Below are 25,864 nucleotides of genomic sequence, written 5' to 3'. Positions count from 1 at the left end.
TCCTCTTTCCAGACAGAGAGAATCCGAGATGAAATATCAAACCCAGAAAGTCGCGATGCTGTATTTCTACGGCGCGCTGACCCTGTTCCTGGCCCAGGTCCTGTTCGGTCTCCTCGCCGGGACAATCTACGTTCTGCCCAACACGCTGTCGGTGCTGCTGCCGTTCAATATCGTCAGGATGATCCACACCAATGCGCTGATCGTGTGGTCGTTGATCGGCTTCATGGGCGCGACCTACTTCCTGCTGCCTGAGGAAACCGAGACCGAGCTGTACAGCCCGCTGCTCGCAAAGATCCAGTTCTGGATGTTCTTCGGCGCAGCTGGCGTAGCGGTGGTCGGCTATCTCTTCCACTACCACGAGGGTCGCGAGTTCCTCGAGCAGCCCTTCATCATCAAGGTCGGCATCGTCGTCGTCTGCCTGATGTTCCTGTTCAACGTGACCATGACCGCGCTCAAAGGGCGCAAGACCACGGTCACCAACATCCTGCTGTTTGGCCTGTGGGGCGTTGCGATTTTCTTCCTGTTCGCTTTCTACAATCCGGCGAACCTCGCCGTCGACAAGATGTACTGGTGGTACGTCGTCCATCTCTGGGTCGAGGGCGTCTGGGAGCTGGTCATGGCTTCCGTGCTCGCCTATCTCATGATCAAGCTCAATGGCATCGACCGCGAGGTGGTCGAGAAGTGGCTCTACGTCATCATCGGCCTTGCGCTATTCTCGGGGATTCTCGGCACCGGCCACCATTTCTACTGGATCGGCGCGCCCGGCTACTGGCAGTGGATCGGCTCGCTGTTCTCGACGCTCGAGGTCGCGCCGTTCTTCACGATGGTGATCTTCACGGTGCAGATGACCTGGAAGGCCGGCCGCAAGCATCCGAACCGCGCCGCGCTGCTGTGGTCGGTCGGCTGTTCGGTGATGGCGTTCCTGGGCGCCGGCGTCTGGGGTTTCCTGCACACGCTGTCCTCGGTGAACTACTACACCCACGGCACCCAGGTCACCGCTGCGCACGGCCATCTCGCCTTCTTCGGCGCCTATGTGATGCTCAATCTTGCCGTGATGGCCTACGCCATCCCGCAGATCAAGGGACGCGCGCCCTATAACCAGTGGCTCAGCATGACGAGCTTCTGGATCATGTGCACGGCCATGATGACCATGACGTTCGCGCTGACCTTTGCCGGCGTGATCCAGGTCCATCTCCAGCGCGTGCTCGGCCAGGGCTACATGGACGTGCAGGACCAGCTCGCCTTCTTCTACTGGGTGCGGCTCGGCTCCGGCGTGTTCGTCGCCATCTCGGCGCTGATGTTCGTCTGGGCGGTGCTGGTGCCCGGCCGCGAAAAGCAGGCGACCATTCCCGCCGCGCTGCAGCCGGCCGAGTAAGCGTGACGGCGGCCGCGTTTCATCGCGGCCGCCGCTTCAGAAATCTACGGAGAGAGATCATGAAAGCAGCCCTTCACGCCTTCGCCGCGCCGGCACCCGCGCTACCGGCCTATGTCGCAAGCGGCAACGAATGCGCGCTGTTCGAGCATGCCTGGCGGCACCGGCTTCCGGTTCTGCTGAAGGGGCCGACCGGTTGCGGCAAGACGCGTTTCGTCGCGCATATGGCGGCGCGGCTGGGCTTGCCGCTGCACACCGTCGCCTGCCACGACGATCTCACCGCCGCGGATCTCACGGGGCGCTATCTGCTGAGAGGCGGCGACACCGTGTGGACCGACGGTCCGTTGACACGCGCGGTCCGCGAGGGCGGCATCTGCTATCTCGACGAGGTGGTGGAAGCCCGCAAGGACGTCACCGTCGTGCTGCATCCGCTCACCGATGACCGCCGTATCCTGCCGCTGGAGCGAACCGGCGAGGAGCTCGTTGCTCCCGCGAGCTTCATGCTCGTTGTCTCCTACAATCCCGGTTACCAGACCCTGCTCAAGGCGCTGAAGCCCTCGACGCGGCAGCGCTTCGTCGCCATCGAGTTCGGCTTCCTGCCGGCCGAGCAGGAGATTGCGGTGGTGTCGGCCGAGAGTGGGCTGCCGCCGGATCGCGTACGGCCGCTGGTCGCGCTTGCCGGGCGTCTGCGGGCGCTGAAGGGGCATGATCTGGAGGAGGGCGTCTCGACCCGCCTCGTGGTGTATTGCGCGACCTTGATTGCGGCGGGAGTCTCGATCGCCGATGCGGTGCTCGCCGGCATGATCGAGCCGCTGACCGACGATTCCGATGTCAAGGCGGCGCTGCTGGATGCCGCGCGCGCCGTGATTGGGTGAGGCAGGTTCCATGCTCGACTTCCTCGAACTGGAGGAGACGGTCGGCCGTGCCTGGCACCGCATGGTCGGCGGCACCGCGAGCTATCCGGTTCATGATGATCACGCGGTTGCGCTTGCGGAGGTGGGAGGCCGGCTGGCGGTGATGTTCCGTGCGCTTGGGGGCGAGACGGGCGTTCAGATCGCGAGCGCAGGCGCACGCAGGGCGGGCCATCGGCTCGGCTGGCGGCAACGCATCGGCCTTGGAGACGAACGTCTCGAACAGCCGGGCCGCGACGCTACGACCATCTTCCTCCCCGACCGCATTGCGATATTTGCCGACCGCGACCTCAACGCAAGCCTCTATCGCTGGCTTGCGGCGTGGTTCGCGGTCGCGCCGATCGAGACGATCACGGAGGATGATCCGCTGCGGCGGGACCTTCTGCTCTTGCGCCGGGCGAGCGAGATGGCGGTCTTCGTGCTCACGCAATTTCCCGGTCTCGCCGCCGATTACGCGCAGCTCGCCGCCGCAACTGCCGAAGCCCGGCCGCGACGTCCCTTGCCGCGTCTCGAGCAGGAGATCGAGCGGATCGTGCTGGCCTTGCTCGGGACCGGAAAGGCGCCCGCAGGCCAGCTGTGGCCGGCGATGATGGGGACAGGTCCGCTGCCGGACAAGGCGCCGCCGGGCTATCGCTCGGTCCTGCCGTGTCCGCTCTGGGGCGATTGCTGGACGCGCGAGCTCTCGCCGGCGCATGCGGGCGACGACGCGTGCGCGCCGGGCGCGGGGGCCGCCGCCGAGGACAGCCGCAAGCGCTTTGCCGTGCGCGAGCGCGGGGACAACGCCAACCGCCGCGATCCCTTCGTGCTCAACCGCTTCGAAAAGATTCTCGCAATGGCCGAGATGGTCAATGTCGACCGTCCGGCTGACGACAGCGAGGACGAGGATGCGCAGAAGGCCGCCGACGATCTCGAGGAGATGACGCTGAGCCGGCGCAGCGGCAAGCCGGCGAGCCGGCTCAAATTCGATCTCGACCTGCCGCCGGAAGCCCTCGATGCGTCGCCGCTGAACGCAGACCTCACCTATCCCGAATGGGACTACCGCAGCAGCTCCTACCTGCCCGATCACTGCCGCGTGCTCGCGGCCGCCGCATCCGAGACCGGCGAGACCTGGTCGCCCGACGAGTCCATGCGCCGGCATATCCGTCAGGTGCGGCGGCGCTTCGAGATCTTGCGGCCGCGCCACGAATTGATGCGCGCCCAGGCCGACGGGCACGACCTCGACCTCGACGCGCTCGTGCGCGCGCGGTGCGATCTTCGCGCTGGCAGCGGAGGTGGTCTTGATCGTATCCATGTCGCGATGCGTCCGCAGGGGCACGATCTCGCCGTCACGCTGCTTGTCGACGTCTCGCTCTCGACGGACGCCTGGGTCGACGGTCATCGCGTGCTCGATGTCGAGAAGGAGGCGCTGCTCGCGCTCGCGCATGGCCTGTCGGCCTGCGGCGACCACCACAGCATCCTGACCTTCACGTCGCGCCGGCGGTCCTGGGTGCGGCTCGAAACCGTCAAGGCCTTCGGCGAGCCGATGAGCGGGGCAGTGGAGCGTCGTATCGGCGCGCTGAAGCCTGGCTACTACACGCGGATCGGCGCGGCGGTGCGCCACGCCTCGGCCGAGCTCGCGCGTCAACCGCAGCGCAAGAAGCTGCTGCTCGTCCTCACCGACGGCAAGCCGAACGATGTCGATCATTACGAAGGCCGTTTCGCGGTCGAGGACACCCGCAAATCGGTGCAGGAGGCGCGCCGGCTCGGCATTGCCGCCTTCGGCGTGACGGTGGACGCAACCGCGCAATGCTATTTCCCGACGCTGTTCGGGCGTGGCGGCTACGCCATCGTCGGCAATATCCGCCGACTGCCCGCGGCGCTGCCGGCGATTTACCGGCAGGTGGCGCACTGATTCAGGAAAGGGTGCGGCGTTCCGGTCTCGGGTAAGCTATTGCCCATGTAGTGGGTATATGATCGAATGGCGGGATGAACCAGGGCCGGCTGAAACCCGATCTGATCATCTTCGACTGCGACGGCGTGCTGGTGGACAGTGAGCTGTTGAGCTGTCGGTGCCTGTCCGACGCGCTGGCCGAATGTGGCATCGCGCTGAGCCCGGAGCAGGCGCTCGAACTTTTTGTCGGACGCAGCACCAAAGCGGTCGAGCAGCATTATCGGGATCTCGGACAGGTCGTGCCGGACGGCTTTCTGCCGCGCTTGAAGTCGCATGTGTTGAGCACGTTCGCCGGATCACTCCAGCCGATCGCCGGTGTTGCCGTCGTGATATCGGAATTGCGGGCACCATTCTGCGTGGCTTCGTCCAGCGACATCGACCGTGTCGCGCTCTCCCTTGACGTGACCGGCCTCGCGCCACATTTCGGCGACCGGATCTACACTGCGCAGATGGTCAGGCACGGCAAGCCGGCGCCCGATCTCTTTCTCCACGCGGCCGAGCAGATGGGCGCGCAACCTGCGCGCACGCTGGTGATCGAGGACAGTGCGAGCGGCGTGCAGGCGGGGAAGGCGGCCGGCATGACGGTCTGGGGATTTGTCGGCGGCAGCCATTATCGCGGACGGGATGGGCAGGCTATACTGTCGGGTGCGGGTGCCGACCGGGTCTTCGCGCGCATGATCGATTTTTGGAAGGACGCCTGACGCCCCTCATGGCTGCTGAGAACGAAAAGTCCAGGCTCGATGACGCCGCGCGTGCCGGCTGGCTCTATTTCATTGCCGGTCACACCCAGGATGAGATCGCGAAGATGCTCCAGGTGTCGCGCGCGTCGGCGCAGCGGCTGGTGTCGCTGTGTCTCGCCGAACGGCTCATCACCTTCCGGCTCGAACATCCCATCGCCGCATGCATGGAATTGGCGGCGCGTCTGAAGGAGCGTTTCGAGCTTACCCATTGCGAGGTGGTGCCGGCGGATTCCGCCGCGCCGCAGGCCACAGCGGGCATTGCCGAACGCTGCGCCAATCTGCTCGATTCCACCCTGCGTTCAGAAACGCCCGTCATCGTCGCGCTCGGCACGGGACGGGCGGTGCGTGCCGCGGTCGAGCGCGTCACGCCGATCGACCGGCCCAACCACCAGATCGTCTCGCTGGTCGGCAATATCTCCGCCGACGGTTCGGCGAGCTTCTACGACACCGTCGGCCGGCTCGCCGACCGCACCGGTGCGCGGCACTATCCGATGCCGCTGCCGTTCCTGATGTCGTCCGAGGACGAGCGCAACAAGATGGTCCGGATCGAGCCGATCGCAAAGGTGAAGGCGGTCGCGGCCAAGGCGGATTTGCGCCTCGTCGGCATCGGCCAGATGGATCAGAAGGCGCAGGTCCATGTCGACGGCTTCGTCACCCGCGACGAACTGTTCGAGATGATGCGGCAAGGGGCGATTGGCGAGATCACCGGCTGGGCCTACGATTCCAAGGGCCGTCTGCTGAAGGCCGGAACCAACAGGCGCCTGACCAGCATCCCGCCGGAGGTCCCGGCGAAGACCACGACGATCGGCGCAGCGGTCGGTGCGGCCAAGGTGCCGGCGATCGCGGCGGCTTTGAATGGACGGTTGATCAACGGGCTGATCACGGACGAGGCGACAGCGAGGGCGATTCTGGAGCGCTGAGGCGGTTTGTCGTTTCTGCGCGGGTGCGAGGCAGGGATTTCGCCGGCCCCGCCGCAGTCATCGTCCGCGAAGGCGGACGATCCAGTACGCCGCAGCGCCGCTTGAGGCAAACCCACAGACGGCACGGAGTACTGGATGCCCCGCCTTCGCGGGGGCATGACGGGGAGGGCGATGCACCAGCTCCCCGCATCGCAGCACTCATAAGTTGCCGAAACGCCCGCGCGCCTGCTTGACAATGGCCCGCCCTCAGTCGAACATACGCCCAACGCGTGGGCATATGCTCAAAAGCGCGATCCTAGGGAGGTCACCGTGAAACACGTCCTCGGCGCCGTCTGCGGCGCGTCTTGCCTGTTGCTGGCCGTCCCCGCGATGGCCGAAACGACCCTGACGATCGCCACCGTGAACAACGGCGACATGATCCGCATGCAGGGGCTGACGGCCGAATTCACCAAGAAGAACCCCGATATATCGGTCAAATGGGTGACGCTTGAGGAGAATGTGCTGCGCCAGCGCGTCACCACCGACATCGCTACCAAGGGCGGCCAGTTCGACGTCCTCACCATCGGCACCTATGAGGTGCCGATCTGGGCCAAGAAGGGCTGGCTGGTGCCGCTCGCCAATCTCGGCGCCGACTACGACGTCGCCGACCTCCTGCCCAAGATCAAGGATGCGGTCTCCGTTGACGGCAAGCTCTACGCCGCGCCGTTCTACGGCGAGAGCTCCATGGTGATGTACCGCACCGACCTGTTCGACAAGGCCGGCCTCAAGATGCCGGAAAAGCCGACCTGGGATTTCGTCGTCGACGCCGCCAAGAAGCTCACCGACAAGAGCGCCGGCGTCTACGGCATCTGCCTGCGCGGCAAGGCCGGCTGGGGCGAGAACATGGCCTTCCTCTCCGCCATGGCCAACTCCTATGGCGCACGCTGGTTCGACGAGAAGTGGCAGCCGCAGTTCAACACGCCGGAATGGAAGGCGACGCTCACGACCTATGTCGACCTGATGAAGCAGGCCGGACCTCCGGGTGCGAGCTCGAACGGCTTCAACGAGAACCTCGCACTGTTCAATGCCGGCAAGTGCGCGATGTGGATCGATGCCACCGTCGCGGCGTCCTTCGTCACCAATCCGAAGGACTCCAAGGTCGCCGACAAGGTCGGCTTCGCGCTGGCGCCCAACACCGGGCTCGGCAAAAACGCCAACTGGCTGTGGGCCTGGAATCTCGCGATCCCCGCCGGCTCCAAGAAGACGGAGGCGGCCGAGAAGTTCATCGCATGGGCAACGAGCAAGGACTACACCAAGACCGTCGCCGCGAAGGAGGGTTGGGCCAACGTGCCGCCGGGCACCCGAACCTCGCTCTACCAGAACCCTGAATATCTGAAGGTCGCCCCGTTTGCGAAGCTGACGCTGGCCTCGATCGATGCCGCCGATCCGAACAAGCCGACGGTGAAGCCGGTGCCCTACGTCGGCGTGCAATATGCGGCGATCCCCGAATTCCAGGGCATCGGCACGCAGGTGGGCCAGCAGTTCTCGGCCGCGCTTGCGGGATCGATGACGGTCGATGCCGCGCTCACCGCGGCGCAATCTTCAACCGAGCGCGAGATGAAGCGCGCGGGTTACATCAAGTGAACGCGAGCTCCCCCTCCTGAGCTCGGACTTGCGGCCATCCACTGCTCCAGATGGATGGCCGCCTTCTTCCCGCAAGCGGACAAGTCAAGAATGGCAACCCGGCAGACGCAGCTTCTCGCACGGACGCTCCTGACGCCGGCCGTCGGACTGCTGTTCATCTGGATGATCGTCCCGCTCGCGCTGACGCTCTATTTCTCGACGCTGCATTACAGTCTGCTGGATCCCGGCTCGGAAGCGTTCGTTGGGCTGGAAAATTTCCGCTACTTCCTCACCGATCCCGCGTTCCTCGCGTCGCTCCAGAATACGCTGGTGCTGGTCGGCTCGGTGCTGGCGCTGACCGTCCTGCTCGGAATTCCGCTGGCGCTGTTGCTCGACCAGCCCGTGATCGGCCTCAACATCGTGCGGCTGATGGTGATCGCGCCGTTCTTCGTCATGCCGACAGTGAGCGCGCTGGTCTGGAAGAACCTGTTGATGCATCCGGTGTCCGGGCTGTTTGCCTGGATCGCGTCGGTGTTCGGGTTGACGCCGATCGACTGGTTCACCGACGCCCCGCTGCTCGCCGTGATCCTGATCGTGTCCTGGCAATGGCTGCCGTTTGCGACGTTGATTTTGCTCACTGCGATGCAGTCGCTCGATGAGGAGCAGAAGGAAGCCGCCGAAGTGGACGGCGCCAGCGCGGTCTCGACCTTTATCTACATCACGCTGCCGCACCTCGCGCGCCCCATCACGGTGGTGATCCTGATCGAGACGATCTTTCTGCTCACCGTCTTCGCCGAAATCTACGTTACCACGGGCGGCGGCCCGGGACTGTCGACCACCAACATCGCCTTCCTGATCTATTCGCAGGCACTGATCCAGTACGATGTCGGCACCGCCTCGGCGGGCGGCCTCGTCGCCGTCGTGATCGCCAACATTGTTGCATTTTTCCTCGTCCGTATCGTCGGCCGCAACCTGGAGGCATGAGACATGGCGCGGATGGCGACGACGCGGCGGGTGGTGGTCTCGACCATCGGGGCGTGGTTCTTCGGCTTCCTGATCTTCTTCCCGATCCTCTGGATGGTGCTGGCGAGTTTCAAGACCGAACTTGAGGCCTTCGCGATTCCACCGTCCTTCCTGTTCTTCCACTGGACCACCGAGAACTACGCAACGGTGCAGGAGCGTAGTGACTATTTCCACCACGCGCTGAACTCGATCATCATCGCCGGCGGTTCGACGCTCATTGCGCTTTTGATCGCCATTCCCGCAGCCTGGTCGATGGCGTTCTCGCCGACCAAGCGAACCAAGGACATCCTGCTCTGGATGCTCTCCACTAAGATGATGCCGCCGGTCGGCGTGCTGGTGCCGATCTACCTGATCTACAAGTCCTTCGGCCTGCTCGATTCCCGCATTGGCCTCGTCTTCATCCTGTGCCTGGGAAACTTGCCGATCGTGATCTGGATGCTCTTCACCTATTTCAAGGAGATCCCGCGCGACATCCTGGAAGCCGCGCGCATGGACGGCGCCACCATCGGCCGCGAGTTGGTCTATGTCCTGACGCCGATGGCGATCCCGGGGCTCGCATCGACCATGCTGCTGAACCTGATCCTGGCCTGGAACGAGGCGTTCTGGACGCTCAATCTGTCGACCTCGAACGCTGCGCCGCTCACCACGTTCATCGCCTCCTATTCGAGCCCGGAAGGGCTGTTCTGGGCAAAGCTGTCGGCGGCTTCCACGCTGGCGATCGCGCCTATTCTCGTCCTCGGTTGGTTCAGCCAGAAGCAGCTCGTTCGCGGGCTCACCTTTGGCGCGGTAAAGTAAGAAGGGCTGCCGGATCATGGGTCAGATCACACTTCAGGACGTGCAGAAATCCTTCGGCCCCGTGCACATCATCAAGGGCGCGGACCTGGAGATTTCCGACGGGTCGTTCGTGGTGTTCGTGGGGCCATCGGGCTGCGGCAAGACCACGCTGTTGCGGCTGATCGCGGGGCTCGAGGACGTCTCCGGCGGCAAGATCCTGATCGATGGCAAGAACGTGGTCGACACGCCGCCCGCCAAGCGCGGGCTCTCGATGGTGTTCCAGTCCTACGCGCTATATCCGCATATGAGCGTGCGCGGCAACATCGGCTTCGGCCTGAAGATGGCGGGCCTTTCCAAGGATGAGACCAACCGCAAGGTCGAGGCGGCCGCCGCAACGCTGAACCTCACGCCTTATCTCGATCGCAAGCCGCGCGAGCTCTCCGGCGGCCAGCGCCAGCGCGTCGCGATCGGCCGTGCCATTGTCCGCGAGCCCAAGGCGTTTCTGTTCGACGAGCCACTCTCCAACCTCGACGCAGCGCTGCGCGTGCAGATGCGGATCGAGGTGACGCGGCTCCAGAAGCAGCTCGGCACCACCGCGATCTATGTCACCCACGACCAGGTTGAGGCCATGACCATGGCCGACAAGATCGTCGTGCTCAACGGCGGCAAGATCGAGCAATACGGCTCGCCGCTGGATCTCTACGAGAAGCCGGCCAACCTGTTCGTCGCCGGCTTCATCGGCTCGCCCAAGATGAATTTCGTGACCGGCGAGCACGCCTTGCAGAAGGGCGCGGCAACGATTGGCGTACGGCCGGAGCATCTCAAGATCGAACGCGACGGCTCCGGCGGTTGGCAGGGAACGATCGCGGTGGCCGAGCATCTCGGCAGTGACACCTTCCTCTATGTCGATGCCGGTCCGCTCGGCATGCTGACGGCGCGCTACATCGGTGAATTGAGCCTGCACGCCGGCGACCATGTATCGCTGGTGCCGGAGCCCGCGCGCATCCATCGCTTCGACGCAAGCGGCAACGCCATCAGGGCCTGACAAGAAACGGCAAGAAACGACAAGAATCGGAAACAGCAACATGTACCTGGAAAAATTCAAGCTGAACGGCAAGACCGCGTTCATCACCGGCGGCGGGCAGGGCATCGGGCTCGCCTGCGCCGAAGCGCTGGCTGAAGCTGGCGCCAGGGTCGTCATCGGCGATCGTGACGGCAAGGTCGCCGACAGTGCGAAAGCCAGCCTGAAGGCGAAGGGCTTCGACGCCGAGACGGCGATCATGGACGTCACCGACACCAAGCGCGTGGCGGAGGTCGCGAACGACCTCGTCGCGCGCCACGGCAAGGTTGACATCCTCGTCAACAACGCCGGCATTGCGCGCAGCGAGACGCCGGCGGAGACCGTGACCGACGAGCACTGGCTCAACGTCATCGACGTCAATCTCAACGGCACCTTCTGGTGCTGCCGCGAATTCGGCAAGCACATGTTGAAAGCGAAGAGCGGCGCCATCGTCAATGTCGGATCGATGTCCGGCTTCATCGTCAACAAGCCGCAGGAGCAGTGCTTCTACAATGCCTCCAAGGCCGGCGTGCACCATCTCACGAAATCGCTGGCCGCCGAATGGGGCGCGCGCGGCATCCGCGTCAACGCGGTGGCGCCGACCTATATCGAGACGCCGCTCAACGCCTTCGTGAAGAGCAATCCGAGAATGTACGACGCCTGGATCGGTGGAACCCCGATGGCGCGGATGGGGCAGGTCGAGGAGATCGCCTCCGTGGTGTTGTTCCTCTCGTCCGAGGCCGCGAGCCTGATGACCGGCAGTGTCGTGGTGGTGGATGGCGGCTACACTTGCTGGTAGGCTTGCGTCAAAACTGACGAGAGCTTCCGGGGGCGACAATGCCGCGAGCGTATATCGGCGTCGATGTAGGGACCACGAGCACGCGAGCAGGGGTGTTCGACGAGGCCGGCGCTTTGCTTGCGATCGCACGGCATCCGATCAGGATTTGGAACGAGGCCGGTGACATCGTCGAACAGTCGTCCCAGGATATCTGGGACGCTTGCACGGCGTCGGTGCGGGCCGCGATGGCGGAAGCTGCAATCGCGCCCGATAGCGTCGGCGGTATCGGTTTCGACGCCACTTGCTCTCTCGTGGTGCTCGACCGGCAAGGCGAGCCGCTCACCGTCAGCGCTTCCGGCGACCGGCAGCGCAACGTCATCGTCTGGATGGATCACCGCGCCACGGCCGAGGCGCGGCTGATCAACGAGACCGGTGACGCCGTGCTGCGTTATGTTGGCGGCTCGATCTCGCCCGAGATGGAGATGCCGAAACTGCTGTGGTTGAAGCGGCATCTGCGCGCGAGCTTCGACGCTGCAGGACACTTCTTCGATCTCGCGGATTATCTGACCTGGCGAGCCACCCGCTCGTTGCAGCGCTCGACCTGCACGGTCACCTGCAAATGGAACTACCTCGCGCATGACGGCGGTGGGTGGAGCGCGCCATTCTTCAAGCGCATCGGCCTGTCGGACTTCGTCAACGAGAAATACGCCCGCATCGGCACCGAGATCGTCGCGCCCGGCACGCGGCTCGGCGCCGGTCTTACCAGTGCGGCCGCTGCCGATCTTGGCTTGTCGCCGGGCACGCCGGTCGGAGCGTCCCTCATCGATGCCCATGCCGGCGGCATCGGCGCAATCGGCGGCCGCGATGAATCGGACGGCGCGACAGATGTCTCCGACCGCCTTGCCTACATCATGGGAACGTCGGCCTGCATCATGGCGACGACGAAACAACCGTGCTTTGTGCCGGGCGTGTGGGGTCCGTACTACTCCGGCATGGTGCCAAATTTCTGGCTCAACGAGGGCGGGCAGTCGGCTGCGGGCGCTGCGATCGACCATCTTCTCAAGTCGCATCCCGGCCACGCCGAAGCGAGCGCGGCCGCGCGCAACGAGGGCCTCGACCTTATCGAGTTTCTCGAGCGCCGCATCCTCGCACGCGCAGGCGGCGCCAGCCGTGTCGCGCTGCTGGCCCGCGACGTCCATGTGCTGCCCGAGTTCATTGGCAACCGCTCGCCCTACGCCGATCCTGACACGCGCGCGGTGATCGCGGGCCTCGATCTCGACACCGACATCGCCTCGATGGAACGGCTGTTCGTCGCCGGTCTGTGCGGGCTCGCCTATGGACTTGCCGAGGTGATCGAGGCCTTTGCCGCGCATGGCGTCCACTCCAGCATCATGATTATGGGCGGCGGCGCCAGCCGCAGTCCGCTGGTGCGGCAGATCATGGCCGACACGACTGGCCTCACCGTGGCGCTGCCGCAGACCAGGGAGCCGGTGCTGCTCGGGGCTGCCATGCTCGGCGCGGTCGCTGGTGGCGCCTATGCCTCGATCGGGGAGACCATGGCAAAGATGTCGGCGCTGGGACGCAAGAGCGAGCCGACCACGCCTGACATCGCCGCCTTTCACGCCCGCAAGCGCGACGTGTACAAGTTGCTGCGCGAGGTCGATCGCGGCAGCCGCGCCGCGATGCGTGGAATGGCCGGGGGTTGAAACGGATGTTGATTTCCTGCGGCGATGCGCTGATCGATTTCGTCCCGACGCGAAACACCGACGGGCGCGAAGCGGTGATGCCGGCGGTCGGCGGCTCCTGCCTCAACGTCGCAATCGGCATGGCGCGGCTCGGCGCGCCGACCGGCTTTGTCGGCGGCATCTCGACGGACATGTTCGGGCGCATGATCGCCGACCACGCCGCTGCATCCAATGTCGAGCTCGCCCTCGCCACAAACAGCGATCACCAGACCACGCTTGCCTTCGTTCGCATCGTCGCCGGCGAGTCGCATTATGCTTTCTACGATGCCGAGACCGCCACGCGGAACTGGACCTACCGGCGCGGCTCCATTGCGTTCGATACGGTTGAAGCCCTCCATGTCGGCTCGACCACACTCGGTAACGACCAAGGCGCGACCGAGACCAAGGCCCTGATCGCGGACGCACGGGCGTCCTCGACAATCTCCTTTGATCCGAACTGCCGGCCCAACCTCGTGAAGGACAAGCCGGCTTATCTCGCGCGCATGGCCGAGTTTGCGGCCAGCGCCGATCTCATCAAGATGTCGGACGTCGATTTTACCTATCTGTTCGCCGACGAGCCGTATCACCAGCGTGCGAGCACGCTGCTCGCACGCGGCGCGAGCCTCGTCGTCATCACCCGTGGTGACAACGGTGCGATCGCGTGGCATGCGGGGGCAGGGCAGATCGAGGTCGCCGCCCCCGAGGTCGTGGTCGCCGACACCATCGGCGCGGGTGACAGTTTTCAGGCGGCGTTGTTGTTCGCCCTGCACAAGCAGGGACGGCTCGCCCGACAGCAACTGAAGGATATCGGCGCGGACGAGCTTCGCCGTGCACTGTCCTTTGCCGCCAATTGCGCCGGGCTAACCTGCACCCGTCCGGGCGCCGATCCGCCCTGGAGTCACGAGATCAGTTGGAGCTCGTAGGCCGCCTCACAGCCGCGCGACCGCCTTCTCGGCGCATTTCAGGAAGGTGCGGATCAGCGGACTCTGGGAGTCCCGCCGCCAACAGACCGCGATATCGATGGAGTCGGTGGCGTCCCGCAGCGGCCGGAACACGACCCCGCGCGGCGCCCCGAGCTGCGCGCAGGCGGGCAGGATGGCGAGGCCTTCACCGGCGAGAACCAGGCTCATCGCCGAATGCACCGTCTCCACCCGGCTCGCAATCGGCATCACGATCTGATGCCGCCGCAGCAGGGCCGCGACCGCGGAGGAGGAGGGGTCTCGCTCCGGCGGCGGCAGCGCGATCAGCGGACGGCCCTGGAGTCGTATCATTGGCACCGCGCTCAGGCGCGCAAGCGGCGAACGGTTTGGCATCGCCAGCATGAACGGCTGCGCGCCGATCCCGGCCACCTGGATCTCGGGATGGTGGATCGCCGGCATGCACAACGCGACCGTGACGCTGCGATCGAGCAGCCGGGCCTCGCGCGTCGAGGCACTGAGCTCGGCGAAATCGAGATCGACGCCAGGAATGGATCGCCGCAGTTCGGGGATGAGACGCGGCAGCATCGCGTTCGCCAGCACGAACATGTAACCGACGGACAGCCGACCACGGCTGCCGGCCGCGACCGCGCGTGCGGCTTCGATGCCGTCCGCCGCCAGCGCCAGCGCCTCGCCGGCGCGCGCCAGCAGTGCCTGGCCCGCGTCGGTCAAATCCATGCCGCGCGTGCCGCGGCGGAACAGCGGTGCACCGACCTCGGCCTCCAGCTTGCGGATCTGGACCGAGAGCGGCGGCTGCGCCATCCGCAGCCGCTCGGCAGCCTTGCCGACACTGCGCGCCTCGGCGACGGCGACGAAATAGCGGAGCCGGCGAAGATCCATTGGCATACCGAAAACGTATGGGTTGGTGTTCAAAATCGTATTGGCGGCGAGTTAACAAAACTGTCATCCTGGCTGTCAATGCTATCGGCCACCGGCGGCCGGCTTCGGAGCGATGTGACGATGAACGGCGATCCTTGCCAGCTATCCGCAACCGTGCTGCGCGGCCTCATCGCGACAAAGCAGATATCGCCCGTCGAGCTCACCCTCGCGGTGCTCGCCCGTGCCGAGGCGCTCCAGCCCGAGCTGAACTGCTTCATCACGATCTGCGGCGACGAGGCGCTTGCGGCTGCGCGCGAGGCCGAGCGCAAGGTGATGGCCGGCGAGCCGCTCGGCCTGCTGCACGGCATTCCCGTCACCGTCAAGGACATCGTCAACACCAAGGGCGTCAAGACCACCTTCGGTGCCGTTCCCTACAAGGACAACGTGCCGGCCGAGGACGCCGTCGCGGTCGCGCGGCTCCGCGCGCAAGGCGCGATCCTGATCGGCAAGACCACGACGCCCGAATTCGGCAGCAAGTGCCTGACCGACTCGCCGCTGTTCGGCCGCACCCGCAATGCGTGGAGCGCCGAGCGCTCCTCCGGCGGCTCCAGCGGCGGCGCGGCGGTGGCCGTGGCGAGCGGCATCGCGCCGCTTGCGATCGCGACCGATGGCGGCGGCTCGACGCGAATTCCCGCCGCCTGCAACGGGGTGGTCGGGCTGAAGCAGAGCAACGGCGTCATCCCGCACAGCCAGGCGCTGGACGTGTTCGGCAACCAGACCTATGTCACGCCGATGACGCGGACCGTCGCCGACACCGCGCTGATGATGCAGGCGATGGCCGGCGAGGATTCCTGCGATCCCTGGTCGATCGGCATTCCTGTGACCGACTTCGTCGGCACGGCCACCCCGCGCGGCGATCTGCGTGGGCAGAAAATCCTGTACTGCCTCTCGCCGCCCGGACGCCCCGTCTCTGCCGATGTCGAGGCCGGCTTCAAGGCGAGCCTCGATCGGCTCGCGGGCCTGGGTGCCGAGCTCGAGGAGTTTTCGGGCGAGGGGTTCGACATCGAGCCGATCTGGCGCGCCATCAATCACACGGTCTGGCGGACGCGCTTTGCAAGACTCGCAGCCGAGCATGGGGACGCGCTGAGCGAGGCCTTCCTCAAGCAGCTTGCGCTTGCCACCGACGTCAGCGGCGTCGCCTATCAAGAGGCGATGTTCGCGCGCACGGCGCTGTTCCGCCGGGTGCAATCCCTGCTTGCGCGCGGGCATCTGCTGGCGATGCCGACCATCACCCGCACCGCGCTGCACATCGATCAGGACCTGTTCGGCACCATCGAGATCGACGGCAAGCACTTTGACAGCGTCCGGCCGCACTGGTTCCCCTGGACCATGCCGTTCAACATGACCGGACACCCCGCGATCAGTCTGCCCTGCGGCTTCGGCCGCGATGGCCTGCCGATCGGATTGCAACTCGTGGGCCGCTTCCGCGCCGATGCGGACTTGCTGCGCGTGAGCGCGCTGTTCGAGGCGTCGCAAGGCCTTCTGTCCCGTTGGCCGAATTGATGGGCATGCAGCAAAGCACTTGCCTCCGGCCCTCGGACATGTTGATCGTGCCGCGGATGCCCCCTGAATCCGAACGCCCATGAGCGTATTTGTCCCCATGCGGCATGACGCCCGCATCCCCCTCGGTGTCGTCCTGGCGAAAGCCAGGACCCATACCGCGGAATTGATCGGTGACGGGCAGTGCCAGTACCGAAGGACGAGTCTTCGCCAAACTGCTGCTTGGGGTTATGGGTCCTGGCCTTCGCCAGGACGACGTCGGAGCTCGTGAACGCATGAGCGTATTTGTCCTCCGACGTGTGCTGACCTTGCTAGCGACGCTGGTCGGCGCATCCGTGATCATCTTCCTGGTACTGGATGCTCTTCCGGGTAACGCCGCGCAGATGCTGATGGGCGCTGACGCGTCGCCGGACGCGGTGCGTGCGCTCACCGTCAAGCTCGGGCTCGATCAGCCGCTGGCGGTTCGCTATTTGCAATGGATCAAGGGGCTGCTCGTCGGCGATCTCGGCAACTCCTATGTCTACGGCACCCCGGTTGCCGCCTTGATCGCGGAGCGGCTGGTGCTGACCATTCCGCTCGCGATGATGTCCATGTTGATCACGGTGACGCTGGCGCTGTCGGCCGGCATCTACACCGCCGCCAACCACAACAAGCTCGGCGACGTCGGCGTGATGTCGCTGACGCAGGTGGGCATCGCGCTGCCGAATTTCTGGTTCGCGATCCTGCTGGTGCTGTTGTTCTCGGTGCGGCTGCAATGGCTGTCCGCGGGCGGCTTTCCCGGTTGGGAGGACGGCATCTGGCCCGGCATCAAGTCGCTGCTGCTGCCGGCGATCTCGCTCGCGGTGGTGCAGGCCGCGATCCTCGCGCGCGTCACGCGTTCCGCGGTGCTGGAAGTGCTGCGTGAAGACTTCGTCCGCACGGCGCGCGCAAAAGGCCTCGGCAAGCGCGAGGTGCTGTGGAGCCACGTGCTGCGCAACGCCATGATCCCCGTGATGACCGTGATGGGCCTGCAATTCGCCAATCTGCTGGCCGGCACCATCGTGATCGAGAACGTGTTCTATCTGCCCGGCCTAGGCCGGCTAATCTTCCAGTCGATCGCCAACCGCGACCTCATCGTGGTGCGCAATTGCGTGATGCTGCTCGCGACCATGGTGGTCATCGTCAATTTCGTGGTCGACGTGCTCTATGCCTTCGTCGATCCCCGCATCAAGGTCCACGATCTGTGAGTGATCCGCTCGTCACCCTCGTCGATGCGCCGGCATTAGCGCGCCCTCTGCCGGCCCGGACCTTCTGGCGCCGCGCACTGCGTCATCGCAGCTTCGTGCTCGGCGGCGCGCTGAGCCTGCTGGTGCTCGCCTCTGCGCTGCTGTCGCTGGTGTGGACGCCCTGGTCGCCCTATGAGATCGACATCGCCTCAAAGCTCCGGCCGCCCTCGGCCGCGCACTGGCTCGGCACCGACGTCTTCGGCCGCGACATCGTCTCGCTGCTGCTCGCCGGCGCCCGCTCCACCATCATGGTCGGCATCATCGCGGTCAGCATCGGCCTCACCTTCGGCGTCTGTCTCGGCCTGATCGCGTCGGCCAGGCGCGGTTGGACCGAGGAGATCATCATGCGCTTCTCCGATTTCACCTTCGCCTTTCCGGCCGTGCTCTCCGCCATCATGCTCGCCGCAGTCGTGGGGCCGGGCATGGTGACCTCGATCGTCGCCATCGGCATCTTCCAGATCCCGACGCTGATCCGGCTGACGCGCGGCTCGGCCAACGCGATCTGGGCGCGCGAATTCGTGCTGGCCGCGCGCGCGGCGGGGAAGGGCAAGTTTCGCATCACCATCGAGCACGTGCTGCCCAACATCCTCTCGATCCTGATCGTGCAGGCGACCATCCAGTTCGCGCTTGCGATTCTAGCCGAAGCCGCCTTGTCCTATCTCGGTCTCGGCACGCAGCCGCCGCAGCCGTCCTGGGGACGGATGCTGAACGACGCGCAGACGCTGCTGTTCCAGTCGCCGATGCTCGCGGTCTATCCGGGCGCTGCGATCGCAATCGCGGTGCTCGGCCTCAATCTGCTCGGCGACGGGCTGCGCGATCTGCTCGATCCTCGACTGGCGCGGGAGCGATGAGGATGGGCGAGCGCTCGACCATGCCGCTGATCGAGGTCGAAAATCTCGGCGTGCGCCTCAATACCAGCCGCGGGCCTGCACAGGCCGTGCGCGGCGTCAGCTTTGCCCTGAAGCGCGGCGAGACGCTCGGGCTCGTCGGCGAATCCGGCTGCGGCAAGTCGGTGACGGCGTTGTCGCTGATGGGACTGCCGCCGGACAGCGCGGTCGTCACCGGCAGCATCAAGCTGGATGGCGGCGAACTCGCTGGTTTGTCGGACGCGGAGTATTGTCGGTTGCGCGGCAATCGCATCAGCATGATCTTCCAGGAGCCGATGACCGCGCTCAACCCGATGCACACGATCGGCCACCAGGTCGCCGAGCCGCTGCGGCGTCACAGGAAATATTCGGCATCGCAGGCGCGCAAGGAAGCGATCGCCTTGCTCGACCGCGTCGGGCTGCCTGATCCGGCGAGACGCGTCAATGCCTATCCGCACCAGTTTTCCGGCGGCCAGCGTCAGCGCGTCACGATCGCGATGGCGCTCGCCTGCGAGCCCGACCTGCTGATCGCGGACGAGCCGACCACGGCGCTCGACGTCACCATTCAGGGCCAGATCCTAGACCTCATCGCCGATCTCGTCGAAGAGCGCGGCATGTCGATGATCCTGATCTCGCACGATCTCGGCGTCATCGCCGAGAACGTGCAACGCATGATGGTGATGTACGGCGGCACGATCATCGAGAGCGGACCGACCGACGAGGTGTTCCGCCGGATGGGACATCCCTACACGCAGGGCCTGTTCCGCGCCCGGCCGAAGCTCGGCGCGCGCAAGGGGACGCGGCTGACGACGATATCGGGCACGGTCCCGGAGCTCGCCGATCTGCCTTTCGGTTGCACCTTCGCCGACCGGTGTCCGCTCGTGATCGAGCAGTGCCGGGCCGCGCTTCCACCGATGGTGGACGTTGGACCCGGCCATTTCGTGCGCTGCATCCGGACCGACGTCTCCATGGCCGAACGCGTCGGAGCGCTGACCGTATGAGCACGGCGCCTCTTCTCGACGTGAAGGATCTCGAGCAGCGCTACACGCTGCCGCGCGAAAGCGTGTTCCGCCCGCCGGGGCAGGTGCGCGCGCTCAACGGTGTGAGCGTGCGGGTCGACGCCGGCAAGAGCCTCGGCATCGTCGGCGAGTCCGGCTCGGGCAAGTCGACTTTCGCGCGGGTGGTGATGGCGCTGGAGCGGCCGACATCGGGGCAGGTCGCGCTGCTCGGCCGCGACCTCAACCGCATCTCTGCGGACGAGCTGCGCCGCGCCCGCCGCGATTTCCAGATGGTGTTCCAGGATCCCTACGGATCGCTCGACCCGCGCCAGACCATCGCGCGGATCGTCGCCGAGCCGCTGACGGTGCTGGAGGGGATTGATCGCACGACGCTTCGTGCCCGCGTCTCCGCGGTGCTGCAGCAGGTGGGTCTGCGTAGTGCCGACATGGAGAAATATCCGCACGAATTTTCCGGCGGCCAGCGCCAGCGCATCGCCATCGCGCGCGCGCTGATCACCCAACCGAAGCTGATCGTCGCCGACGAGCCGGTCTCCGCGCTCGACGTCTCCGTGCAGGCGCAAGTCTTGAATCTGATGCAGGACCTCCAGGAGCAGTTCGGCCTCAGTTACGTCCTGATCAGTCACGATCTCGCCGTCGTCGACTATCTCTGCGACGAGGTCGCGGTGATGTATCTCGGCCGCATCGTCGAGCAGGGCCGTCCGGAAGATTTGTTCGAGCGCTGCGCCCATCCCTACACGCGAGCGCTGCTGGATGCCGTGCCGCGGGTGCGCGCCGGCGGCGGCCGGCGCCGGCGCGGGGCCCAGGCAATCGCCTCGCAATCGGCGGCCGCGACCGGGTGTCCCTATGTCTCGCGGTGCGCGCTCGCCGACCAGCATTGCCGCGAGGTTCTGCCTGAGCTACGCAAGGTGGGCGAGACGCATCTGGCCGCCTGCCACAAGGCGGAAGCCGTGATGGTGTTGCCGCAATTGCCCGTGGAAGGTTAGCGTCCGAGGCGGGATTGGCGTAGGCTGGGATGAGAGAAGGCCGGGGAGTTAGGCATGTTCAGGAAACTATCGATCGTCGCATTCGCCGCCGCGCTTGCCGCGGCACCGTTGCCGGTGCTGGCGCAGAGCAAGAAGGACAGCGTCGTCATGGCGATGGCGCTGGAGCCGCCGGGGCTCGATCCCACCAACGCCGCCGCCGCCGCGATCGCCGAGGTCACGCTCTACAACATCTATGAGACCCTGACCAAGATCAACGAGGACGGCACCACTTCGCCGCTGCTCGCCGAGAGCTGGACAGCGTCCCCCGACCTGAAGACCTACACCTTCAAGCTGCGCAAGGGCGTCAAGTTCCACAACGGCGAGCCGTTCGACTCCGCGGCCGTGAAGTTCTCGTTCGAGCGCAATGCTGTCGCCACCAGCACCAACAAGGACAAGAGCCTGTTCCAGAGCTTCGAGAAGGTCGACGCGCCCGATGCCGACACGGTCGTGATCAGCCTGAAAAATTCGGAGCCGAACCTGCCGTTCCTGCTGGGGCAGGCGAGCGGCTCGATCGTCGAACCGAAGAGCGCGCCGACGAACATCACGCAGCCGGTCGGGACCGGGCCCTATCAGCTGGGCGCCTGGGCCAAGGGCTCCTCGATGACCCTGACCAAATGGGCCAACTACCGCAACGCCGCCGCGATCAAGCTCTCGAAGGTGACGATCCGCTTCATCTCCGATCCGTCCGCGCAGACTGCGGCGCTGCTGTCGGGCGATGTCGACGCGTTTCCCCGCGTGTCGGCCCAGCGCACCATCGCGCAGTTCAAGGCCGATCCGCGCTTCAACGTTATGGTCGGCGGCTCCAGGGCGAAGACCATCGTCGGCATCAACCATCGCAAGAAGCCGCTCGACGATGTTCGCGTGCGCCGTGCGATTCTCGCCGCGATCGATCGCAAGGCGATGATCGACGGCGCGGTCGATGGTTTCGGCACGCCGATCGGCAGCTTCTACGTGCCGAGCGCGTTCGGTTATGTCGACACGACCGGCATCAACCCGTTCGATCCCGAGAAGGCAAAAAAGCTGCTCGCCGAGGCCGGCATCACCACGCCGCTCGAACTCTCGCTGAAGCTGCCGCCGCCGTCTTATGCGCGGCAGGGCGGCGAGATCCTCGCGGCCCAGCTCGCCAAGGTCGGCATCATCGCCAAGATCGAGAACGTCGAATGGGCGCAATGGCTGTCGCAGGTGTTCGCCGGCAATGGTCCGCACAATTTCGACCTCACCATCGTCAGCCATGTCGAGCCGTTCGATCTCGTCAAGATCACCGAGCCGGACTACTATCTTGGCTACAACAACGAAGCGTTCAACGCGCTCTACAAGCAGATCGTGTCGACGCCGGATGAAGCTGCCCGTGCCAAGCTTCTCGGCGACGCCCAGCGCATGCTGGCAACCGATGCGGTCTCGGGCTATTTGTACCAGCCGCAGCTGATCACCATCACCAACAAGAAGCTGAAGGGCGTCTGGAAGGACGTGCCCCAGTACGAGAACGACTTCTCGACGTGGGCGTGGGAGTAGGGTCGCGGAGGTCGATTGAGTGATTTCGGTGACGATCTCTCCCAACGGAAGAGATCGTCACGAGACCGGTCCAAACAAAAACCTGAAAAACAACCCCATGCACAGTAGCCGGGGATAGTCATTTCAATGACTTGCGCGTCACGCAATTGAATGGTTTGCGTTGCGCGATGCCGTTGACCCGTCGGGCAAAACACTGGCATGATGGCCTCATCGAAGGAGGCGCGCCCGCTTGGTTTGATTGCGCCGGCCCGATGCTCCCCGACTTTGAACGTTCGGAACCCTGATGCGTTAGTTCGGCGCAGGATGGCCGCAGGCCGTGCGATCCGGCGCGAGGGTATGCGGAGTTCGGTTCTTGCTTAAACTGTACAGGTGGCCATCCGACGACTGGCAAAAGATCGGCGCGGAAATGCCGTCCGAGATCATCTGGGCGGATCTTTTGGACGCGACCGCAGAAGAAAAGCAGTTCGTCGAACGATTGCTCGGGATCCGCGTTCCGTCCGAGGATTCGCTCAGCGAGATCGAAGCGTCGAGCCGCCTGATCGTCGACAACGGCACGCTCTATCTCAGCTCGCCGGCGGTCCGGCTCAACGAGGACGACGAGGCCGAGATCACGCCGGTGGGATTCGTCATCGGCCCGCGCGTGCTGGTGACGGTACGCTTCGCGCAGCTGCCGATCTTCGACGACATCGGCAAGCGTATCGGTTCCGATGACAGCCTGGAGAACGGCATGTGCGTGTTCACCAGTCTGGTCGAGGCCATGGTCGACCGTGGGGCCGATGTTCTTGAGCATCTCGGCGCGAAGGTCGACAGGCTCTCGCGGGGCGTCTTCAAAGGCGGGCTCGTCCGCACCCAGCGGCCGGTCCGCTCCAGCCGGCGGATGCGCGAGGCGCTGGAGAACATCGGAGAGTTGGCTGATCGGCTCGCCAAGGCGCGCGATGTCCTGCTTGGTGTCGGCCGCGTCGCCTCGTTTGCCGGCGATGTCGGGAGTGAATGGATCACGGCCGCGTCGAAGAAGCGCCTCGAGGCCGTCTCGAAGGATGTCGCTTCGCTCGGCGACTACGAGACGCGATTGTCGGACAAGATCCAGCTTTTGCTCGATGCCGTGCTCGGCTTCATCAACATCCAGCAGAACGAGCTGTTCAAGATCCTGACAATCGTTTCGGTCGTCGGCGTACCGCCCACGATCATGGTCGGCATCTGGGGCATGAACTTCAAGCACATGCCGGAGCTGGACTGGACGTTCGGCTATCCGCTGGCGTGGCTCGCCATCATTGCCAGCGGCGTGCTGCCGCTGATCTGGTTCAAGCGCCGCGGCTGGTTCGAGTAAAGCCGCGGCGCACCGCTCGAAGACGATGCGCCGCTTTTCGGGATCAGGCGACTTCGGCGGCGAATTTGCCGACCCAGTCGCGGGCGAGCGTCAAATCGGCTTGCGACAATTGATGGCCCGCCGGCAAAACCTTGTGTTCGACCCGGGCTCCGGCTTCCGACAACAGCGAGGCAAGCTTCCCCGAATTGCTCGCCGGAACGATCGGATCAGCCTGCCCTGACAGAAGCAGGACGGGCTTGCCGCCGAGCTCAACCTTCGGCGGATCCGACAGCGGCACCATGGCGCGGAGCAGGATCGCGCCTGCCAACACGTCCGGCTCCAGCAGCAACAGCGCGGCCGCGATGTTGGCGCCGTTGGAGAAGCCGACCGCGACCGGTGCGGCGAGGCCGTAGCGCTGCCGTGCCTCGCTGACGAAGTCGCCGAGCTCGCGCGCGCGCCGCCGCACATCGTCCTCGTCGAACACGCCCTCGGCAAGGCGGCGGAAGAAACGCGGCATGCCATGCTCGAGCACGCGGCCGCGCGGCGAGAGCAGGGCCGAGCCAGGCGAGATCATCTTGCCAAGCCCGAGCAGATCGTTCTCGTCGCCACCAGTGCCGTGCAGCAGCAGCACCGGAGGAGAGCCCGTGCTGGTCGCGGGCTCGAAACGATGGACGAATGAACTCTCGGTCATGACACGCTCTCTGCCAAATTCGGCAACACAGCCTCGATCTGCTTGCGCTGCGCTTCGAGGAAGCTCGGGAGCTTGAGGTCGCGTCCCAGCGTCGCCACGGGCTCGTCGACGGCGAAGCCGGGGATATCGGTCGCGATCTCGAACAGCACCCCCCCGGGCTCGCGGAAGTAGATCGAGCGGAAGTAGTTGCGGTCCCTTTGTTCGGTCGGGTGCAGGCCGTGATTGCTCACGAGCCTCTGCGCCATCCTGCCTTGCTCGGCGTCGTCGGCTGCGCGGAAGGCGATGTGATGCACGGAGCCGCCACCCTGGTGCCCGCGCAGGAAGCCCTTGGCCTCGTAGATGTCGACGACGCTGCCTTCGACATCGCCCGGTGCCTTGAAGCGGATCACCGAGCCTTCGCGCGCCATCTCCTTGAAGCCGAACACGTCGGTGAGGACGGCAGCCGTCTTTGCCGCGCTGTCGAGCAGCAAGGTCACGCCATGGAAGCCGCGGATCGCATGCTCGGCCGGCACGTCGCCGTTGCTCCAGCCGGGCTCGCTCTCGGCACCGGGAATGCCGACGAGCGCGAGCGCCATGCCATCAGGGTCTGTGAACGGCAGCACGGACTCGCCAAAGCGCTTCTCCAGCGCCTCGTAAGCGATGCCCTTCTCGACGAAGCGCTGCGTCCAATAGCCGAGCGAACGTTGCGGCACGCGGAAGGCGGTCTGGTGGGTCTCGCCAACACCGCGGCGTCCAGCCGGCACGCCGGCCCACGGAAAGAAGGTCAGGATGGTGCCGGGGCGGCCGGTCTGGTCGCCATAGTAGAAGTGATAGGTGCCGGGATCGTCGAAATTGACCGTCTTCTTGACGAAGCGCAGGCCGAGATCACGGGTGTAGAAGCCGAAATTCCTGATCGGGTCGCCGGCGATCGCGGTCACGTGGTGCAGTCCAGACATTGTCGTCCTCCAAAGCTCGGGGAGCGGTCTTGCTCTGACCGGAAATATCGTTCCGCTTTGGATTGGAGACAATCCATGCAAATATGACGTCTATGTCTACGATTTGGAAACAATCGCCGGCGCCGGTCCGTGGATAAGGTCGCCAGTCTCCGGGCCTTCACAAAGGTGGTCGAAAGCGGCAGTTTTGCCGAGGCGGGCCGGCAGTTGCGGCTGTCACGCTCGGCGATCAGCAAATACATCGCCGATCTCGAAGAAAGCCTCGGCGTTCAGCTCCTGAACCGGACCACGCGCCATGCGAGCCCGACCGAGAACGGCCAGCGCTATTTCGAGCGCGCGGTCGTGATCCTGTCGGAGATCGAGGCGGCCGACCAGGCCGTGACGCAGGCGCAATCGGCGCCTCGCGGCCTGTTGCGCGTCAACGCGCCGATGTCGTTCGGCACCCTGCGGCTCGGGCCGGTGCTTGCCGATTTCATGGCGCGATATCCGGAGCTGCAGCTCCAGCTCGTGCTCAGCGACGACCTGCTCGATCCCGTCCAGGACGGTTTTGACGTGACCTTGCGCATCGCGGAATTGGAATCGTCGAGTTTGATCGCGCGAAAAATCATGCCGGTGGCGCGCATGATCTGCGCTTCACCCGATTATCTCGCACGTCACGGCACACCAAAACACCCGCAGGATCTCCGCGGGCACACCTCGCTGACCTACGGCTTCCTGCTTACGGGCAATCAGTGGAAGCTCACCGGCACCGACGGCGATCACTGGATCCAGCCGGCCTGGTCGCTCTGCGTCAACAATGCCGAAGTGCTGCGTGATGTCGCGATCAAGAGCAGGGGGCTCGCGCTGCTCCCGGAGTTCATCGCCGCCGACGCCTTGAGGAAAGGCGAGCTGCGGACTGTGCTGGACGAGTATTCGGCGCCGCCGCTCGCGCTTTATGCGGTCTATCCGCCGACCCGGCATCTGTCGGTGAAGGTGCGGCTGTTCATTGATTTCCTGGTGGAGCGGTTTGGCCGGGAGGATGAAGCGTCGGGCCGATTAAAATGACCCGCGCGGAAGGCCCG

Annotated in this window: 23 protein-coding genes; 20 read left to right on the top strand and 3 right to left on the bottom strand. The window is 65.2% G+C overall.

The genetic code is table 11. From position 1 onward, the window contains the following. Positions 1–28: 28 nt before the first annotated feature. From GWG67_RS02955 to GWG67_RS02900, 12 genes are all read left to right on the top strand, one after another. On the top strand, positions 29–1,375 hold the full coding sequence (locus tag GWG67_RS02955; protein ID WP_275167647.1) for a cbb3-type cytochrome c oxidase subunit I: 1,347 nt from the start codon (positions 29–31) through the stop codon (positions 1,373–1,375). Positions 1,376–1,434: 59 nt separating this feature from the next. Next, positions 1,435–2,247, top strand: a complete 813-nt coding sequence (locus GWG67_RS02950; RefSeq protein ID WP_275167646.1) for a CbbQ/NirQ/NorQ/GpvN family protein — start codon at positions 1,435–1,437, stop codon at positions 2,245–2,247. Positions 2,248–2,257: 10 nt separating this feature from the next. Further along, on the top strand, positions 2,258–4,174 hold the full coding sequence (locus GWG67_RS02945) for a nitric oxide reductase activation protein NorD (protein WP_275167645.1): 1,917 nt from the start codon (positions 2,258–2,260) through the stop codon (positions 4,172–4,174). 74 nt (positions 4,175–4,248) lie between these two features. Further along, the gene (locus tag GWG67_RS02940; RefSeq protein ID WP_275167644.1) at positions 4,249–4,914 is read left to right on the top strand and encodes an HAD family hydrolase; all 666 of its coding nucleotides are present in this window, start codon (positions 4,249–4,251) and stop codon (positions 4,912–4,914) included. An 8-nt stretch (positions 4,915–4,922) separates the two neighbouring features. Further along, positions 4,923–5,873 carry a sugar-binding transcriptional regulator gene (locus tag GWG67_RS02935; RefSeq protein WP_275167643.1) on the top strand — a complete coding sequence of 317 codons (951 nt, stop codon included), beginning with the start codon at positions 4,923–4,925 and terminating at the stop codon, positions 5,871–5,873. A gap of 309 nt (positions 5,874–6,182) precedes the next feature. After that, complete coding sequence (locus tag GWG67_RS02930) at positions 6,183–7,496, top strand: sugar ABC transporter substrate-binding protein (RefSeq protein WP_275167642.1); 1,314 nt, start codon at positions 6,183–6,185, stop codon at positions 7,494–7,496. Between the two features lie 90 nt (positions 7,497–7,586). Continuing rightward, the gene (locus GWG67_RS02925; protein WP_275167641.1) at positions 7,587–8,459 is read left to right on the top strand and encodes a carbohydrate ABC transporter permease; all 873 of its coding nucleotides are present in this window, start codon (positions 7,587–7,589) and stop codon (positions 8,457–8,459) included. Positions 8,460–8,462: 3 nt separating this feature from the next. Beyond that, positions 8,463–9,293: a carbohydrate ABC transporter permease gene (locus GWG67_RS02920; protein WP_275167640.1), complete on the top strand. Its 831-nt coding sequence runs from the start codon at positions 8,463–8,465 to the stop codon at positions 9,291–9,293. A 16-nt stretch (positions 9,294–9,309) separates the two neighbouring features. After that, the gene (locus GWG67_RS02915; RefSeq protein ID WP_275167639.1) at positions 9,310–10,317 is read left to right on the top strand and encodes an ABC transporter ATP-binding protein; all 1,008 of its coding nucleotides are present in this window, start codon (positions 9,310–9,312) and stop codon (positions 10,315–10,317) included. Positions 10,318–10,357: 40 nt separating this feature from the next. Next, a complete protein-coding gene (locus GWG67_RS02910; RefSeq protein ID WP_275167638.1) occupies positions 10,358–11,131 on the top strand; it encodes an SDR family NAD(P)-dependent oxidoreductase in 774 nt (257 codons plus the stop codon). Between the two features lie 38 nt (positions 11,132–11,169). Continuing rightward, the gene (locus GWG67_RS02905; protein ID WP_275167637.1) at positions 11,170–12,816 is read left to right on the top strand and encodes an FGGY-family carbohydrate kinase; all 1,647 of its coding nucleotides are present in this window, start codon (positions 11,170–11,172) and stop codon (positions 12,814–12,816) included. Between the two features lie 5 nt (positions 12,817–12,821). Then, positions 12,822–13,757, top strand: a complete 936-nt coding sequence (locus GWG67_RS02900; RefSeq protein ID WP_275167636.1) for a carbohydrate kinase — start codon at positions 12,822–12,824, stop codon at positions 13,755–13,757. 6 nt (positions 13,758–13,763) lie between these two features. Here GWG67_RS02900 and GWG67_RS02895 read toward each other — a convergent pair whose 3' ends face one another. Continuing rightward, positions 13,764–14,651 carry a LysR family transcriptional regulator gene (locus GWG67_RS02895; RefSeq protein ID WP_275167635.1) on the bottom strand — a complete coding sequence of 296 codons (888 nt, stop codon included), beginning with the start codon at positions 14,649–14,651 and terminating at the stop codon, positions 13,764–13,766. A gap of 120 nt (positions 14,652–14,771) precedes the next feature. Here GWG67_RS02895 and GWG67_RS02890 point away from each other — a divergent pair, with 120 nt between their 5' ends. The 7 genes from GWG67_RS02890 to GWG67_RS02860 all read left to right on the top strand — a co-directional run bounded on the left by GWG67_RS02890 (position 14,772) and on the right by GWG67_RS02860 (position 23,201). Further along, the gene (locus tag GWG67_RS02890) at positions 14,772–16,193 is read left to right on the top strand and encodes an amidase (RefSeq protein ID WP_275167634.1); all 1,422 of its coding nucleotides are present in this window, start codon (positions 14,772–14,774) and stop codon (positions 16,191–16,193) included. A gap of 272 nt (positions 16,194–16,465) precedes the next feature. Next, on the top strand, positions 16,466–17,416 hold the full coding sequence (locus GWG67_RS02885) for an ABC transporter permease (protein ID WP_275167633.1): 951 nt from the start codon (positions 16,466–16,468) through the stop codon (positions 17,414–17,416). Then, positions 17,413–18,306 carry an ABC transporter permease gene (locus tag GWG67_RS02880; RefSeq protein WP_275167632.1) on the top strand — a complete coding sequence of 298 codons (894 nt, stop codon included), beginning with the start codon at positions 17,413–17,415 and terminating at the stop codon, positions 18,304–18,306. Before GWG67_RS02885 ends, GWG67_RS02880 begins: the two co-directional genes overlap by 4 nt. A gap of 2 nt (positions 18,307–18,308) precedes the next feature. Then, positions 18,309–19,322, top strand: coding sequence for an ABC transporter ATP-binding protein (locus GWG67_RS02875; protein WP_275167631.1), 1,014 nt, complete (start codon positions 18,309–18,311; stop codon positions 19,320–19,322). Next, a complete protein-coding gene (locus tag GWG67_RS02870) occupies positions 19,319–20,323 on the top strand; it encodes an ABC transporter ATP-binding protein (protein ID WP_275167630.1) in 1,005 nt (334 codons plus the stop codon). Before GWG67_RS02875 ends, GWG67_RS02870 begins: the two co-directional genes overlap by 4 nt. Positions 20,324–20,377: 54 nt before the next feature. Then, positions 20,378–21,874, top strand: coding sequence for an ABC transporter substrate-binding protein (locus tag GWG67_RS02865; RefSeq protein ID WP_275167629.1), 1,497 nt, complete (start codon positions 20,378–20,380; stop codon positions 21,872–21,874). Between the two features lie 352 nt (positions 21,875–22,226). Continuing rightward, complete coding sequence (locus GWG67_RS02860) at positions 22,227–23,201, top strand: magnesium transporter CorA family protein (protein ID WP_275167628.1); 975 nt, start codon at positions 22,227–22,229, stop codon at positions 23,199–23,201. A gap of 43 nt (positions 23,202–23,244) precedes the next feature. On the opposite strand, the gene GWG67_RS02855 is transcribed toward GWG67_RS02860, so the two are convergent. Both GWG67_RS02855 and GWG67_RS02850 read right to left on the bottom strand, forming a co-directional pair. Then, complete coding sequence (locus tag GWG67_RS02855; protein WP_275167627.1) at positions 23,245–23,871, bottom strand: alpha/beta hydrolase; 627 nt, start codon at positions 23,869–23,871, stop codon at positions 23,245–23,247. Further along, the gene (locus GWG67_RS02850; RefSeq protein WP_275167626.1) at positions 23,868–24,806 is read right to left on the bottom strand and encodes a ring-cleaving dioxygenase; all 939 of its coding nucleotides are present in this window, start codon (positions 24,804–24,806) and stop codon (positions 23,868–23,870) included. Before GWG67_RS02850 ends, GWG67_RS02855 begins: the two co-directional genes overlap by 4 nt. A 129-nt stretch (positions 24,807–24,935) precedes the next feature. Here GWG67_RS02850 and GWG67_RS02845 point away from each other — a divergent pair, with 129 nt between their 5' ends. Then, on the top strand, positions 24,936–25,847 hold the full coding sequence (locus tag GWG67_RS02845; RefSeq protein ID WP_275167625.1) for a LysR family transcriptional regulator: 912 nt from the start codon (positions 24,936–24,938) through the stop codon (positions 25,845–25,847). Positions 25,848–25,864: the final 17 nt, after the last annotated feature.

The sequence above is a fragment of the Bradyrhizobium sp. CSS354 genome, from assembly GCF_029051725.1.
In the GTDB taxonomy this organism is placed as follows: domain Bacteria; phylum Pseudomonadota; class Alphaproteobacteria; order Rhizobiales; family Xanthobacteraceae; genus Bradyrhizobium.
The sequence above is the reverse complement of the archived record's forward strand: the minus strand, read 5'-3'. Positions and strand labels throughout refer to the sequence as shown.

Bases quoted from the DNA above. Each gene is read 5' to 3' on its own strand.
- GWG67_RS02955 (WP_275167647.1), top strand. From the start codon at position 29: ATGAAATATCAAACCCAGAAAGTCGCGATGCTGTATTTCTACGGCGCG.
- GWG67_RS02945 (WP_275167645.1), top strand. From the start codon at position 2,258: ATGCTCGACTTCCTCGAACTGGAGGAGACGGTCGGCCGTGCCTGGCAC.
- GWG67_RS02910 (WP_275167638.1), top strand. From the start codon at position 10,358: ATGTACCTGGAAAAATTCAAGCTGAACGGCAAGACCGCGTTCATCACC.
- GWG67_RS02890 (WP_275167634.1), top strand. From the start codon at position 14,772: ATGAACGGCGATCCTTGCCAGCTATCCGCAACCGTGCTGCGCGGCCTC.
- GWG67_RS02915 (WP_275167639.1), top strand. From the start codon at position 9,310: ATGGGTCAGATCACACTTCAGGACGTGCAGAAATCCTTCGGCCCCGTG.
- GWG67_RS02950 (WP_275167646.1), top strand. From the start codon at position 1,435: ATGAAAGCAGCCCTTCACGCCTTCGCCGCGCCGGCACCCGCGCTACCG.
- GWG67_RS02920 (WP_275167640.1), top strand. From the start codon at position 8,463: ATGGCGCGGATGGCGACGACGCGGCGGGTGGTGGTCTCGACCATCGGG.
- GWG67_RS02935 (WP_275167643.1), top strand. From the start codon at position 4,923: ATGGCTGCTGAGAACGAAAAGTCCAGGCTCGATGACGCCGCGCGTGCC.
- GWG67_RS02855 (WP_275167627.1), bottom strand. From the start codon at position 23,871: ATGACCGAGAGTTCATTCGTCCATCGTTTCGAGCCCGCGACCAGCACG.
- GWG67_RS02925 (WP_275167641.1), top strand. From the start codon at position 7,587: ATGGCAACCCGGCAGACGCAGCTTCTCGCACGGACGCTCCTGACGCCG.
- GWG67_RS02865 (WP_275167629.1), top strand. From the start codon at position 20,378: ATGTTCAGGAAACTATCGATCGTCGCATTCGCCGCCGCGCTTGCCGCG.
- GWG67_RS02905 (WP_275167637.1), top strand. From the start codon at position 11,170: ATGCCGCGAGCGTATATCGGCGTCGATGTAGGGACCACGAGCACGCGA.
- GWG67_RS02850 (WP_275167626.1), bottom strand. From the start codon at position 24,806: ATGTCTGGACTGCACCACGTGACCGCGATCGCCGGCGACCCGATCAGG.
- GWG67_RS02885 (WP_275167633.1), top strand. From the start codon at position 16,466: ATGAGCGTATTTGTCCTCCGACGTGTGCTGACCTTGCTAGCGACGCTG.
- GWG67_RS02870 (WP_275167630.1), top strand. From the start codon at position 19,319: ATGAGCACGGCGCCTCTTCTCGACGTGAAGGATCTCGAGCAGCGCTAC.
- GWG67_RS02895 (WP_275167635.1), bottom strand. From the start codon at position 14,651: ATGGATCTTCGCCGGCTCCGCTATTTCGTCGCCGTCGCCGAGGCGCGC.
- GWG67_RS02900 (WP_275167636.1), top strand. From the start codon at position 12,822: ATGTTGATTTCCTGCGGCGATGCGCTGATCGATTTCGTCCCGACGCGA.
- GWG67_RS02940 (WP_275167644.1), top strand. From the start codon at position 4,249: ATGAACCAGGGCCGGCTGAAACCCGATCTGATCATCTTCGACTGCGAC.
- GWG67_RS02875 (WP_275167631.1), top strand. From the start codon at position 18,309: ATGGGCGAGCGCTCGACCATGCCGCTGATCGAGGTCGAAAATCTCGGC.